This window comes from Paenibacillus sp. RC67, from assembly GCF_030020805.1.
Taxonomy (GTDB): Bacteria; Bacillota; Bacilli; order Paenibacillales; family NBRC-103111; genus Paenibacillus_S.
The window spans coordinates 564179-577419 of sequence record NZ_CP125098.1; the positions used below are offsets into that span (position 1 = coordinate 564179).

Annotated in this window: 14 protein-coding genes and 1 pseudogene; 5 read left to right on the plus strand and 10 right to left on the minus strand. The window is 46.7% G+C overall.

Going from position 1 to position 13241, the window contains the following annotated elements; translation table 11 throughout:
* Nucleotides 1–64 precede the first annotated feature (64 nt).
* On the minus strand, nt 65–925 hold the full coding sequence (locus tag QMA13_RS02590; protein ID WP_282939348.1) for a helix-turn-helix domain-containing protein: 861 nt from the start codon (nt 923–925) through the stop codon (nt 65–67).
* A gap of 70 nt (nt 926–995) precedes the next feature.
* Between QMA13_RS02590 and mutY the strand changes: the two genes are divergently transcribed.
* Entirely contained in the window at nt 996–2144 is a 1149-nt protein-coding gene (gene mutY, locus QMA13_RS02595; protein WP_282939349.1) for an A/G-specific adenine glycosylase, read from the plus strand.
* Between the two features lie 28 nt (nt 2145–2172).
* On the opposite strand, the gene QMA13_RS02600 is transcribed toward mutY, so the two are convergent.
* The 5 genes and pseudogenes from QMA13_RS02600 to QMA13_RS02620 all read right to left on the minus strand — a co-directional run bounded on the left by QMA13_RS02600 (nt 2173) and on the right by QMA13_RS02620 (nt 5181).
* On the minus strand, nt 2173–2589 hold the full coding sequence (locus QMA13_RS02600) for a Crp/Fnr family transcriptional regulator (RefSeq protein ID WP_481858198.1): 417 nt from the start codon (nt 2587–2589) through the stop codon (nt 2173–2175).
* Nucleotides 2563–2855 (minus strand): annotated as a pseudogene (locus tag QMA13_RS02605) (cyclic nucleotide-binding domain-containing protein); the annotation flags it as partial. The pseudogene QMA13_RS02605 and the gene QMA13_RS02600, both read right to left, overlap by 27 nt.
* A gap of 24 nt (nt 2856–2879) precedes the next feature.
* Nucleotides 2880–4004, minus strand: a complete 1125-nt coding sequence (locus QMA13_RS02610) for an HD-GYP domain-containing protein (RefSeq protein WP_282939352.1) — start codon at nt 4002–4004, stop codon at nt 2880–2882.
* A 286-nt stretch (nt 4005–4290) separates the two neighbouring features.
* Nucleotides 4291–4905, minus strand: a complete 615-nt coding sequence (locus QMA13_RS02615; protein ID WP_282939353.1) for a superoxide dismutase — start codon at nt 4903–4905, stop codon at nt 4291–4293.
* 99 nt (nt 4906–5004) lie between these two features.
* The gene (locus QMA13_RS02620) at nt 5005–5181 is read right to left on the minus strand and encodes a hypothetical protein (RefSeq protein WP_282939354.1); all 177 of its coding nucleotides are present in this window, start codon (nt 5179–5181) and stop codon (nt 5005–5007) included.
* A gap of 241 nt (nt 5182–5422) precedes the next feature.
* Here QMA13_RS02620 and QMA13_RS02625 point away from each other — a divergent pair, with 241 nt between their 5' ends.
* From QMA13_RS02625 to xylA, 3 genes are all read left to right on the plus strand, one after another.
* Nucleotides 5423–6118: a copper homeostasis protein CutC gene (locus QMA13_RS02625; RefSeq protein ID WP_282939355.1), complete on the plus strand. Its 696-nt coding sequence runs from the start codon at nt 5423–5425 to the stop codon at nt 6116–6118.
* Nucleotides 6119–6135: 17 nt separating this feature from the next.
* The gene (locus tag QMA13_RS02630) at nt 6136–7137 is read left to right on the plus strand and encodes an asparaginase (protein WP_282939356.1); all 1002 of its coding nucleotides are present in this window, start codon (nt 6136–6138) and stop codon (nt 7135–7137) included.
* A 237-nt stretch (nt 7138–7374) separates the two neighbouring features.
* The gene (gene xylA, locus QMA13_RS02635) at nt 7375–8541 is read left to right on the plus strand and encodes a xylose isomerase (protein ID WP_282939357.1); all 1167 of its coding nucleotides are present in this window, start codon (nt 7375–7377) and stop codon (nt 8539–8541) included.
* 50 nt (nt 8542–8591) lie between these two features.
* Here xylA and QMA13_RS02640 read toward each other — a convergent pair whose 3' ends face one another.
* The 4 genes from QMA13_RS02640 to QMA13_RS02655 form a co-directional block, all read right to left on the minus strand.
* Complete coding sequence (locus QMA13_RS02640; protein ID WP_282939358.1) at nt 8592–9167, minus strand: GNAT family N-acetyltransferase; 576 nt, start codon at nt 9165–9167, stop codon at nt 8592–8594.
* Entirely contained in the window at nt 9164–9667 is a 504-nt protein-coding gene (locus QMA13_RS02645; protein ID WP_282939359.1) for a GNAT family N-acetyltransferase, read from the minus strand. Before QMA13_RS02645 ends, QMA13_RS02640 begins: the two co-directional genes overlap by 4 nt.
* 275 nt (nt 9668–9942) lie before the next feature.
* On the minus strand, nt 9943–11265 hold the full coding sequence (locus QMA13_RS02650) for an IS4 family transposase (RefSeq protein WP_282939361.1): 1323 nt from the start codon (nt 11263–11265) through the stop codon (nt 9943–9945).
* Between the two features lie 185 nt (nt 11266–11450).
* The gene (locus QMA13_RS02655) at nt 11451–12395 is read right to left on the minus strand and encodes an ABC transporter substrate-binding protein (RefSeq protein WP_282943220.1); all 945 of its coding nucleotides are present in this window, start codon (nt 12393–12395) and stop codon (nt 11451–11453) included.
* A gap of 342 nt (nt 12396–12737) precedes the next feature.
* Between QMA13_RS02655 and QMA13_RS02660 the strand changes: the two genes are divergently transcribed.
* Nucleotides 12738–13160, plus strand: a complete 423-nt coding sequence (locus tag QMA13_RS02660; RefSeq protein ID WP_282939362.1) for a GNAT family N-acetyltransferase — start codon at nt 12738–12740, stop codon at nt 13158–13160.
* The last annotated feature ends 81 nt before the right edge of the window (nt 13161–13241 follow it).

Genomic DNA, 13241 nt, shown 5'->3' on the forward strand with positions numbered 1-13241 from the left:
TGGGTAGCGTACACCTTTCGACTTGGGAAGTCAAACCTTGCGCTAGGACAGCATATTTTGCGATTTACCGGTCCATAAAAGGGGCGAAACGGTGCTTTTTCGCATAATCGCGTGGCGAGACACCGGTCACTTTTTTGAAAATGCGGCTGAAGTAAAATTCATCCGTGTACCCGACACTATTCGCGATCAGCTTCAGTCGATAATCGGACAGCACCAACAGCTCCTTGGCACGGTCGACCCGCAGATGGGTCAAGTAATCGATAGGGCTGTAGCCTATGTATTTTTTAAATAAACGGGAATAATGGCTTACGCTCAAGCCTGCCATCTGCGCCAGTCCCTCCAAGGTTAAGGGCTCTTGGTAGTGGCCGACCATGTGATCCTGTGTCAACTCGATGGCGGCCGTGGTGTCGCCGGCTATTTTTTGTGCCCGGAAGTCCTGTATGAGGGTTAAGAAAAACTCCAGCAGCAATATTTTTCTCCGCATAGCGGTCATATGCCCTCTGCGCTTCCACAATATGTCCAGCTGCTCGAACAAATAAATGAGCTGAGGCGTATTGTTGACCGTATACATCCCTTCCAGGGGGAATGCAGTCTCGGAAGAGCTGCGATAAATCCACTGTTCCTTCTCTTCGAAAGTTTCCGTATAATGAAATCGGAGGAAGTAGTATTCGAGCGGCTGCTCGGCATCCGTACGCCGTTCTACGATCATGCCGGGACTGAAGCAAAAAAACTTTCCTGGCTCCGCCGGATAATGCGTGCCATTAATCGTAAACGTACCTTTCCCTTTAATAATAAGCCAGACCGAATTGTGTTGAATCGTTCTGGGCAGTTGGTGCCACTGGGGGCTGCATTTTTGATGTCCTACTAATAGGATAGAAATAACGAGCCTGTTAAGCCGTGCCGCCAGCTCACCGGGAGTTAACATTTGCCTCACTCCTCTGATGGTTTTAAATGCCATCATTATACCATAACGTTCGGCAATAGAAGGAGACCTCATGGAAACGAACCTTAAAAAGCAATACTTTTCCGAAGAACTGCTGGCATGGTACCGTAAGCATCGCCGAGACCTGCCGTGGCGCCGCAGCAAGAACCCTTATCATATATGGATTTCCGAAGTGATGCTGCAGCAAACCCGGGTGGACACGGTTATACCGTACTTTCACCGGTTTACAGAACGTTTTCCGACGATGGAGGCGCTCGCTAATGCGCCGGAGGAAGATGTGCTGAAGCTGTGGGAAGGCCTTGGATATTACTCCAGAGCCCGCAATTTGCAAGGAGCTGTACGGGAAGTGCAGGAGCGATACGGCGGTGTGGTGCCGGATACACTTAAGGAAATTTCCACACTCAAAGGTGTCGGTCCTTACACGGCTGGGGCGGTACTAAGCATTGCGTACAATAAACCGGAGCCGGCGGTAGATGGCAACGTCATGCGGGTGCTGTCACGTTATTTTCTCATCGAAGAAGACATTATGAAAGTCAGCACGCGAGGGATTATGGAGAAGCTCGCTAAGGAGCTGATTCCGGAAGGCGCTGCCGGAGATTTTAATCAGGGCTTGATGGAGCTAGGGGCTATGGTCTGTACCCCACGGTCGCCGCACTGTCTGACCTGTCCCGTTATGGAGCATTGCTCTGCACGAGAAGCGGGAATGGAGGAGGAGCTGCCCATTAAGAAGAAGGCTAAGCCTCCGCGTCCTGAGTATCGGCTCGCCGCACTTATTGAGGGGACAGGCCCGAATCAAGGTCAGGTGCTGATTCGGCAGCGGCCGCAGGAAGGTCTGCTCGCCCGGATGTGGGAGCTGCCGCATACGGAGGTGCCATTCGCATATTCGGCAACGGAAAAGGTGCACTCTGCGATAGATTCAATTCCCGCTTCGATATCCATATTGACCGATCAATTGTCAGAAGAAACCATTGGGATTCATCCGGAAAGATGGTACATGCATGCCGAGCATACGTTCAGCCATATCCATTGGGACATGCAGGTTGTAGCTTGTACTCTCGAGCCCACGATAGTACCCTCCAGCGCAGGTCAGCTGATGCCTTCCCACTATCAGTGGGTCAGTCGTGATACGATGGGACAGTACGCATTCCCCAACGTCTTTTTGAAAATTTTAAACCGGTATTTTGGCGATTCTAGTTCTTAATGGAATAAGCTGCAAAAAAGAGCGGGTTTTAAACAATCCGCTCTTTTAACGCATCCATACGTTTGATGAGAATCATTTTTTTATCGATGGAGATGATCTGATCATCCTGAAGCTCCTGAAGCACCTTGGTTACCGACTCACGCACGGTTCCGGCTAGGTTGGCAAGCTGCTGGTGGGTCAGCTTCATGTTGATTAATATTCCACTCTGACGAACAATTCCATGTTCCTCCGCTAATCGGGAAATCACTTTAATGGTTCGTGTCCGCACATCCAGGAACGTCAGATTGGCAATTTGGTCATTGGCGTTGCGCAGTCGCTCCATGGTCGATTCCAGCAGCTTAAGGCACAGCTTCGGAGACTTCTCCAGAAATTCGATGAAATCGGAGCGCATTAAGGAATACATCGTCGTAGGAGCCAATGTTTCTGCCGTAGCGGATCGGGTCATCTCGTGCTGGATTAGCGACATTTCCCCGAAGTAATCTCCTCGCTTAATAAACTGAGAATGACTTCCTTCGTGTAATCGATACGATAAATTTTGACGACACCGGTGTCGATGATGAAAAATTCGTTCCCCAAGTCGCCTTCATGAAACAAGACCGTATTTTTCTTTATTTTACGTTCCGTAAAAAGAGGCGATATGGACATCAGCTCACTAACCGTGAGATCTTCAAATAAAGGAACTTCCTTTAATAGAGGAACAATATTGTGCATACAAAGCTCATCTCTTTTCCAAACTTAATGTACTAGCGCATCTTCTCCAATGCGGTATATCTTAATGTGCGGGTGGCTGGATAAATCTATCTCCACAGGCTGCATCAAATCTTGTCCCTGCTCGTTGGTAAGAATGCGGACGACAGGTCTGTGCTGCAAGCCGAGGTTGCGTTTCGATACGATTCCGATTTGTCCCGTGCTCAACCGAACACTTAAGCCGACAGGATAAATCGCTGCACGGCTGCGAAACGAATCTACCTTGTCTCTATCATACAGCGTTCCAGCTCTTGTGAAAAGATTTTCCAGTGCGTGTTCCGGTGGAAAGGCCGGCCGGTAAGGACGCGGATTGGTCATAGCATCGTAGGCGTCCAATAAGCCTATCCATTGTGCAAAAGGATGAATACCCGCTTGAGTTAAGCCTGCAGGATAACCGCTTCCATTAATCTTCTCGTGATGCTGAAGTGTGCAGTGTGCGGATATGAGCGGGATGCCAGGAGCATCTTTAACTATTTTGTAGCCGTACTCTGTGTGCTTTTGAATTTCCTCGTATTCGAGCGGTGTAAGGGGGGCTGTTTTTAATAACAGCTTGGGGGATACTTGGGTGTTACCGATATCGTGCAGCATGGCGCCAAGTCCGAAAGCGTTGATATCATCCAGTCCATATCCATCGAGAATACCGATTCGAGTGGCATATACACAAACATTTAAAGCATTTTGCCATAGCTGCTCAAGGATAGAAAAACTGTTTTTGTTGGTGTACATTAATCGGATCGTATCATCCTCGGGCAATTGCTTGTGCTGCTCTTGTAAATCTTCCAGAATCAGCGCCATGCTCTTGAGAGCCGCTTGCGATAAGGAGCGCATGTCTCCGCTGTTCCAATCACGATACTGCTGCAGCCTTTGAAAAGCAGGCATCAATTGTTGTCGAACGGCAGTGGAAGTTTCCTCACGTAATGCATCGGACATTTGAATATCGTCCGTTCGCGGGTCCTCAATATGGAGCTGCTGATAACCCATCAGCTTTAATTTGCGAATATCAGGGAGGGAAAGCTCCGAGTGGGTACTCAACATCGTTTGCCCCTCTTCGGACACAATGGATTTGCCGAGCCTCATGCCGGGATGCACCATTGAGATAGGGAGTAGTCTCATCGACTAAATACCACCTTTGTACTCGGTTATTTGATTATGCTTGCTAGAATAATGAAAAAAGGCCAGGTGGTTCATCCTAAGTCTTCGATTTATCGTTGTTCTCATTATTTCATATCAAGGAAAAAAATGCTATGGAATATTCCATGAACACACTAAAATAACCCCACAAAGTGGGGCCTTGGCTTCGAAGTTGGTTCAGGTACTTTGTGGGGAGCCCCGAAATTTAGAAGTTCTAAAATGTCAAAAGAGAGGGACTATAGAGCCCCTCTCCCTAACGGTACAATGCTTATTTTGCTGCAGCTTCGTAACGTTTACCAACTTCAGCCCAGTTAACAACATTCCAGAACGCGGAGATGTAGTCAGGACGTTTGTTTTGATATTTCAAGTAGTAAGCATGCTCCCATACGTCCATACCAAGGATTGGCGTATTGCCTTCCATGATAGGGCTGTCTTGGTTAGGAGTGCTGCTTACAACCAATTTGCCTTGAGGAGTAACGGAGAGCCATGCCCAGCCGCTTCCGAAACGAGTAGTACCCGCTTTAGCGAAATCTTCTTTGAATTTATCGAAGCCGCCCAATTCGTTGTTGATGGCATCAGCCAATTTACCTTCTGGAGCGCCGCCGCCGTTAGGTCCGATAACTTCCCAGAACAGGGAGTGGTTAGCATGACCGCCGCCGTTGTTGCGGACAGCCGTACGGATAGCTTCTGGTACGCTGTTCAGATCAGCGATCAGATCTTCAATGCTTTTTGCTTGAAGATCAGCATGACCTTCCAACGCTGCGTTCAAGTTGGTTACATAAGTGTTGTGATGACGATCGTGGTGAATCATCATAGTAGTTTCGTCGATATGCGGTTCCAATGCGTTGTTTGCATAAGGTAGTGCTGGTAATTGATGTGCCATGGTTATACCTCCTAATAATATGTAATTTCTTATTCCGTTTCTTATTATCCTCTATTTTTGATATAAAATCAACATGTATGTATAAAAAGTGAGGGGTAATCAATCCCGGTTCTGAATCTCATGAATAATCTGACTCAACATAGCTGTGCCCTGGGCATTTAGCCAGGGGGACAAATCACTCATGACACGTTGATGATAATGCAGTTCTTCTCCTGTCCAAGCCGATGTTTTCACATCATTTAGCTCGTGAATTCGACGAATGTCTTGACTTGTCATGGCCGTTCTCCTTTCCCTTTGTTGTCAATTTCCCGCATTAGCATTTCTCGACAGCGGTCTTTTTATACCTGAACCATAGGGGGATGAAGGCGCATACTTATATCATTAACCAATCTGATGAAGCCGTGAATCATGAGGTGGAAGATGGCTCGTTCTCACACTCTTATCTTCATATATGCAAAATTGTAAGATTATGCTAGAATGCGGGCGTACAAACACCTCAAAGAAAGAGGGATGTCTCGTGATATTGGAAGTTATAGCAACGAGTGTTGCTGATGCCAGATTGGCGCAAAATAACGGAGCGGGAAGAATCGAACTGATCTCTGGTATAGGAGAGGGAGGCGTGACGCCGAGCTATGGCCTTATCGAACAGGTGCTTGACTCCGTCACGATTCCCGTTCATGTGATGGTCCGTCCTCATGCCAATACGTTTTGCTATGACGAGGATGACATAAGAACAATGCTATCGGATATCCGTGTCATTCGCAGCCTTGGTCCTGCCGGTATAGTTGTTGGTGCGTTAACTCCGGATGGCCGGGTAGATGAGATGACGATGGGGAGGCTGTTGGTGGAGGTTGGAGGAATGTCTGTTACGTTCCACAGGGCTGTTGACGAGGTGAGGGATCAAGAGCAGGCGCTCCGTACATTAGGCAAATATTCGGCGATCAAGCGTATACTTACATCAGGAGGAACGCCAAGCGCACTTGATTCCGTTAAGACGATTCAGCAAATGAATCGGATTTGTAAAGAATTATCGATTACACTGCTTGCAGGAAGCGGGTTGAAGCTTGAATCTCTGGCCTCCTTTATATCCAAATCCGGCGTATCGGAGGTCCATTTAGGCACCGGCGTTCGTGTGGACTCAAGTCCGTGGAAGCCGATTGACCCTGCCCGGCTGCGCGCAGCAGCCGACATCGTTGCGAGCTTTACTAATTAATGCGCGGGAGGAACCCCATGAGCAAGAGCGAGATATTGGTAGAGGAACTTCGCGGCGGATTGCTTGAATGCGAATATGCCGGGCATATTTGCGGTGTAGATGATTCAAGCAGAATCAAGTATCGAGTCGGTAATGCGCAGCATATGACCTATTTGCGCTCAGCGGCGAAGCCGATTCAGGCCATCCCGTCCTTTCGCTACGGCATAGCGAATCGCTATCCTTTTAACGAAAAAGAGCTTGCGATTATGACGGCATCACATCGAGCGGAAGCCTATCATGTCACTGCTGTAGAATCCATGCTGAGCAAAATCGGGCTGTCTGAGGAAGATCTGGCATGCCACGCAACCTATCCTTTGAACGCAGCAGCACATAATGAACTGATAGTCCAAGGAAAGCCGGAAAGTAGGTTATATCATAATTGCTCGGGCAAGCATCTGGGTATCCTTGCTTACTGTAAGAGTAAGGGCTACAGCTTGAGCGGCTATGAGGATCCGAATCACCCTGTACAGCAGGAGATTGTTCAAACCTTAGCTATGCTGTCCGAATACCCTGAGGAAGATATTCATATCGGTGTTGACGGCTGCGGTTTTCCCGTATTTGCTATTCCGCTGTATCATTTAGCGTTAACGTATCTGAAGCTGGCGTGTCCTGAGTTAATTAGTGATAAGGCGACAAGGGCGGCGGTAGAGGAGATAACGGCTTTAATGAACCGCAACTATGAGATGGTAGCCGGGACGGACATGATCTGCTCGACTTTGTTGTCTGACGATAATATCGTAGCCAAGGGAGGAGCAAAAGGTGTTTATTGCTTTGGTCTGCGTAAGGAGAGGCTTGCGTTTGCCCTCAAGGTGATGGATGGATCCGAAGATAAATGGCCGTTGATCGTGGCCTCCATTTTGGAACAAGTCGGGTATGACCGCAGGCAGACTATCGACGAATTGTACAGGTTATGCCCAAGGTTTTTTAGCAATGGGAGTGGAACTGTAGTAGGAGAGAACAGAGCTGTGTTCCAGCTGTGATACGTATTCAAAATGTGAAATAGAGGCTCAAGTGAAAAATAGTCGTGTTCCATGAATTCAGTGCTGCATGCTGAAGGAGGGGAGACGACTTTTGTTCTTTCTTAAGGCAATTCTTGAATACAAAAAATTTAGGTATAAAAGGTCAACGTCAGGTCTTTTATTTTTATCCAATCAGTGGTAAACTAATTCTCAGAAACATAGTTCATTGAATAAACAAAGTACCTTGGAGGTGCACTTATGAGTTCATTTATTCCTAAAAAAGAAGATCGGTTTACATTTGGATTATGGACGGTAGGCAATTCAGGCCGTGACCCGTTCGGTTTGCCTGTACGTGAAGGCTTTACCCCGGTAGAATCGGTTCATATGCTAGCGGAGCTTGGTGCCTACGGCGTTAACTTCCATGACAATGACCTTGTGCCTATCGATGCTACTCCTGCGGAAAGAGACCGCATTGTAAGTGAATTCCGCCGCGCTCTCGAAGAGACCGGACTGAAAGTGCCTATGGCGACAGTAAGCCTCTTCACCGATCCTATCTTCAAGGATGGAGGATTTACATCGAACGATCCACGTGTACGCGCTTACGCGATCCAGAAAACCATTCAAGCAATGGATTTGGGCAAAGAATTCGGAGCGGAAACCTTCGTTCTGTGGGGCGGACGTGAAGGCTCCGAAGTAGATGCGGGTAAAGATGCAGTAGAAGCTACCAAGCGCTACAGAGAGGCCATCAACTACTTGTGCGAATACAGTATTTCGCAAAATTACGGCTACAAATTCGCGCTGGAAGCTAAGCCGAATGAGCCGCGCGCTGACATCTATATGCCGACTACTGGAGCTATGCTTGGTTTGATCACTACATTAGATCATCCGGAGTTGGTTGGCGTTAACCCTGAGGTTGCCCATGAGCGTATGGCTGGGTTGAACTTCTATCATGCGGTTGCACAAGCGCTGGATGCGGGTAAGCTGTTCCACATTGATTTAAACGATCAGAAGATGGGACGCTTCGACCAAGACTTGCGTTTTGGCTCCGACGGCATCAAGGAAGCTTTCTTCCTCGTCAAGCTGTTGGAAGACTACAATTATAAAGGCATGCTGCATTTCGATGCTCACGCGCTGCGTACTGAAGATCGCCAAGGCGTTATCGAGTTTGCCAAAGGGAATATGAAAACTTACTTGATCTTGAAGGAGAAAGTAAGACAATTCAACGAGGATAAAGAGATCCAAGCACTGCTGCAAGAAATTAACGGCAAGAAGCTGGATCTTCCTGGATTCGATATTCAATTCTCCACTGAAAGCTTGAAAGCGTTGAAAGGGTATCAAGTGGACCGCGCAGGCATCGGTGCGGAAGGCATTAATTATGAGAAGCTCGATCAGCTTACTATTGAGATTTTGCTTGGCGTACGTTAGGCAATAAGAAAAACGACAAGGGTCAACGGCCCCTGTCGTTTTTTTTGTGTTTATACTAAGAGCTTGGCATAACAATACCTTGGATGTCCTCCATACATAGGACGTGTAAATTGAAGGGAGAAACCGGCAGCTTCGAGATTTCGCCGACTGGCCTCATTTTCAGGATGAACGGTGGAATATACATACAGGAAGCCGCGTGCTCGGGCGCGCTGCTCTCGCAATCGGTGGAAATATCGCTGCAAGCCCCTCCCTCGAACCGATTCATGAACGATAGTCGCATCAAAGACGGCTACTCGATGCAGTTCGTCCTCTGCTATACCAAATTCACGTCCCAAATTTTTGGCGGCGGAGCCTGGGAACGCAAGCACGGAATAGGCAACAAGTCGATCATCTGCCCATGCGCCGTATATTTCTCCATGATCTTCAATGTGAGCGTTCAGGTAGTCGATATCGTCCGTCGCAAAAAGAGTGCGGGAAGGAAGGCGTGACACGACGTCCTTCATCAGCTTGTCTATGTCCGCAACATCATCATGCGTGAGCCGCCGGATTTTCAAATCGCCGATTTGCTGCAGATCTTCGAGCTCTGTTTGATATAATTGACTGCTGTCTGCTTCATGCTTACTCATTGGATCCGCTCCTTAAAAGTCGGAGTAACAGGGAAGGACGATCCCAGTTTCTTTTCCATGCAAATGCTGCTCGGGCAATGAACATACTCCCCGAACGGCTCGATATGATAAAAGCCGCATTTTTCATATAATGCAATGGATTCAGGCTGTTCAGGGCCGGTTTCCAGTCGCAGCGTAGAGTACCCCGCTTGCTGCGCCTCCTGTTCCAACCATGAGAGTATTTTGGAAGCAATACCTCGCTTCCTGTATAAGTTGTCAACGTAGATCCGCTTCAACTCAGCGGACTCCTCGTCCAACGGACGATAGGCCCCGCACCCAACAGCGACATTATCGATATAGGCTGTGACAAAGACAACGTCATGTATGGCTGGATCTTTAAAGTCTACTACGAATACTTCTTCCGCTGGATACTTGCCAAAGAGATATTCATCTAATTGAGTGATCAATTGTAATAAGTCAGGATCCGTCGAATTGGTTAGCTTTAATAGTACAGTATCCAAAAAATATACACTCCCATGCGTGGAAATAGTACTTCTTATTAAATACTGCATGACGATTTGAAATTTGTAAATAGAGGGGATGGCATGAAAAAAGAGGGCGCAATGTCAATGTCATTAAGTTAAGCTAAGAGACAAGATCGGGAAAACAAATGAAATCCGAGAAACGGCATGGGAAAAAGTCCTATGCCGTTTGTTTTTTGTGCAAGCAAGGAAAAAAGCGTACAGCAAACAAAGCGGATGGCATATCCGCTTAAAAAATGTTCATGTGAACCGAATTATGCTACTCTATAAACGAAGCTAACGACTGATTTCGAGCGGATTTTGCGCGTATTCTTCTGCCCTGGGCGAATGGGTCGAATCGGCAAAATGTTTTTGCGAATCAGCGCTTCAACATCGGGCAGGGGTTCATCGTCCCGTGAGCGCAGGAAATGTCTACAAACATGAACGGCGACCGTGAAGTTGACTTGGTAGGAGTGCCGTTTATCCATTTTCGAAATGACGACGTGCGAGGTCATCATTTCAGCGAAATTGTACATGATCATTCTTGCGAAAATCTCTTGGACGATGGACTCTTGTCTCTTTGCGTGAAAATGCGTCAGACCGACGGTGTATTTTAATGCCCTAAAAGAAGTTTCAATGCCCCATCGCATGTTATAAATGGACTTGATTTCATCGGGTGGGAAATCAGCGGCAGAAAGATTCGTAATGACGGTTTCATAAGCGCCACTGGGCAAGACGAAACGAACAACCCGAAAGGAAATCGGGTAAAACAAGTTCTCCTGCAAATCCAAAAAATCAAATGTAGACGTGGAAGGGACGAACTTGTACATCTCGGGACGAGCCTTAACCGCTTTGGTTTGTTTTTTGGTGAGGGTCAGATGAACGTCCCAATCAAACGCTCCGCTAGTAGGCAAACGCAAACCCGAAAGAATACCATTGGAGTCCAAATCCTTTACCCGTATAACATAGTTCCAACCTTTGCGTTCAATATGCGCGAAATTGTTGTAACTTTCATAACCGCGATCGGCAATCACAATGGTTTTGCCCTTGATGGGGGAACGGTCAACCATAGTAGCCAGCGCCCTTCCCTCGTTCCACAACCTTCGTGGCTGAACAAGGGCATCCACGTAAAGTCTGTTGCACAAGTCATAGGCTGCGTTCAAGTGCAGAAGGTTAAAGCCTTTCGTGTTCGGTTGACTTTGAAAATAGGTGTCCGTTTCCTCAGAGTCCGTTGCGATATGCAAATCCGAGCCGTCAACGGCAAGTAATCGATACCCTCGGTAGCACTTGATATCCGCATACGATTGCGTAAATGCGTGAAACAAGAATTCCACAGCAGACGGCAGGATTTTATTTCTTTGTTGGACAAAAGCAGAAGTGGTTGCAGTGTTTACGTCATAGCCCTGCGATTCCAAGAGTTCCTTATAGATGCTGTTGCCTCCCATGGAGATCAGGAGCTGCATAACCGTTTCAAAGGGCAGCTTTTTCTTACGGGTAAAATCCTTTTCAGGATTTTTGACATAAGGTGCTGGTGCAGCTGACATTTCTCGTATGAGGGATGTCAGCGTTTTTTTAAGCGAATTCGCGTACGTATCCATTAGCGAAACCTCCTCGTTTTTTCAAGGGGCTTCGCCACATACTTTCAACTACTTGTCAAGTCTTATTTGAAAATTCGCACAAAAAAGAGCAGGCTATCTTTTCGATAGCCTGCTCTTTTTCTTGATTTTGGCCCTGCGCCTTAACTTAATGACATTGGGCGCAATGTCCCTCTTTTTCATGCGGCTTATTTCTTTAGAACGATTTTCTCCAAGTCATCCATCATTAAATTAGCGGAGATAATACTGCCGGATGAGTTCCAAATGTCGTCACTAACTTTAAATACGCTGCCTTTCTTCACTACGTTCAAGTTTTTCCACAGCGGATCGTTAGTCCATTCCTTCTCGACTTGACTCGCTTCTTGCTTGTCATTATCCCAAGTATAGTAGAACAAAATGTCGCCTTCCATATCAGGGATACGTTCTTTATTGATTTCATCTGCGAACGTTTCTTTATTTTGTGCTTGAGGCCGTTGGAAGCCAATTTTCTTAAGCATGAAACCTGCGAATGTATCATTGAAGTAGAGGCGGGTTTTGCCAGGAATAAAACGTACCAGGGATACCTTCATATTCAGCTTATCGCCGGCTTTGGTTTTGAATTCTGCGATACGTTGGTCCAGCTTGCTAAGCAGTTGGTCACCTTCGGCTTTTTTATTCAAGGCTTCTGCATAAAGTTTGAAATTCTTTTGCCAGTCGGCATTTATTTTTTCGGAGAATACGGTCGGTGCGATAGCCGACAATTGAGCGTACACTTTTTCTTGGCGCAGCTTATTACCGATGATCAAGTCGGGCTTAAGCTTGGCGATTGCCTCCAGGTTAGGCTGATTTTCATCGCCGACGACTTCGACGCCTTCCAGGTCTTTCTTAATATGATCATAGAAAGGAGTCCCGGACCACGATTTAACGGCTCCGACAGGCTTAATGCCAAGCGACAGCAGCACTTCAGTCCCTTCATTGGTCAGAACAACGACCCTTGACGGCTTGCCGGTAATCTTGGTTTCTCCCATTGCGTGCTGCACGGTGTAAGAGGTGCTGACGGCTTTATCCGGTTGACTAGTAGATGCAGCGGGAGCTCCGCTTGCGCCATCTTTATTGGTAGTGCTTTGGCCACAGCCAGCTAGAAGTAGAATCATGCTGAGTAAGGATAGAAGCCATACAGATTGTTTTTTCAGACCGAAGGTTTTGGTAAAAAACAAGACAAATCTCCCCTTAATCACAATAATAATGAAAATCATTCTCAATGATAATACTTATTATTTCCTTCTCTGTCAATAGAGATTAAGCTACAAAATACCCTATAAAAAAGGCGAAATAGGGAGAAAAACGAATGAAAACGCTTTAAAAATAGCGCTTTCAAGGCTTTTTTAATATTTTATGAAGAAATATTGAGTTTTTCTCGAAAATTTAGAAGGAATTTTGCGAGATTTGTCGTATTTTTAAATATAACCATATCAAGCCGCGGGGAGAGTTCAAAGATGCTGGTTCGTTCCTTTCAATTGTCCGATTACGTATCCGTTACCGAACTGTTCAAGAACGTATTGTCAGAAGCCTGTTATGACGAAACCATGGAGGCATTTGCCAGACAGCTTTCGTGGGATAGTGAATTGGTGCTTATCGCTATTGAAAACGATCAAATGGTGGGTGTCATTGTAGGAACGATTGACAACCATAACGGCTATTATTACCGTATCGCAGTCAGCCAGGAATACCAACGCAGAGGAATCGGCAAGGCTTTAATCGAATCGATGAGACAACGGTTTGTTCAAAGAAAAGTACGCCGCATCCTGATTACGGTGGACGTGCACAATGAGATGGTTTTACCGGTATATGAATCGGCAGGGTACCAAGCGGAAGACTTTTCACGGACGACGCATCGCTTGAGTATAGTGAACGGCTAGAACGCCGACGAGAATGAGCAATGAATACAGCACGGAAATCTTCGGCATAGCCCGCTTGCGTTAAGCAAAGGCTGTGCCTTT

Bases quoted from the DNA above. Each gene is read 5' to 3' on its own strand.
- QMA13_RS02590 (WP_282939348.1), bottom strand. From the start codon at position 925: ATGTTAACTCCCGGTGAGCTGGCGGCACGGCTTAACAGGCTCGTTATT.
- mutY (WP_282939349.1), top strand. From the start codon at position 996: ATGGAAACGAACCTTAAAAAGCAATACTTTTCCGAAGAACTGCTGGCA.
- QMA13_RS02600 (WP_481858198.1), bottom strand. From the start codon at position 2,589: ATGACCCGATCCGCTACGGCAGAAACATTGGCTCCTACGACGATGTAT.
- QMA13_RS02610 (WP_282939352.1), bottom strand. From the start codon at position 4,004: ATGAGACTACTCCCTATCTCAATGGTGCATCCCGGCATGAGGCTCGGC.
- QMA13_RS02615 (WP_282939353.1), bottom strand. From the start codon at position 4,905: ATGGCACATCAATTACCAGCACTACCTTATGCAAACAACGCATTGGAA.
- QMA13_RS02620 (WP_282939354.1), bottom strand. From the start codon at position 5,181: ATGACAAGTCAAGACATTCGTCGAATTCACGAGCTAAATGATGTGAAA.
- QMA13_RS02630 (WP_282939356.1), top strand. From the start codon at position 6,136: ATGAGCAAGAGCGAGATATTGGTAGAGGAACTTCGCGGCGGATTGCTT.
- xylA (WP_282939357.1), top strand. From the start codon at position 7,375: ATGAGTTCATTTATTCCTAAAAAAGAAGATCGGTTTACATTTGGATTA.
- QMA13_RS02640 (WP_282939358.1), bottom strand. From the start codon at position 9,167: ATGAGTAAGCATGAAGCAGACAGCAGTCAATTATATCAAACAGAGCTC.
- QMA13_RS02650 (WP_282939361.1), bottom strand. From the start codon at position 11,265: ATGGATACGTACGCGAATTCGCTTAAAAAAACGCTGACATCCCTCATA.
- QMA13_RS02655 (WP_282943220.1), bottom strand. From the start codon at position 12,395: ATGATTCTACTTCTAGCTGGCTGTGGCCAAAGCACTACCAATAAAGAT.
- QMA13_RS02660 (WP_282939362.1), top strand. From the start codon at position 12,738: ATGCTGGTTCGTTCCTTTCAATTGTCCGATTACGTATCCGTTACCGAA.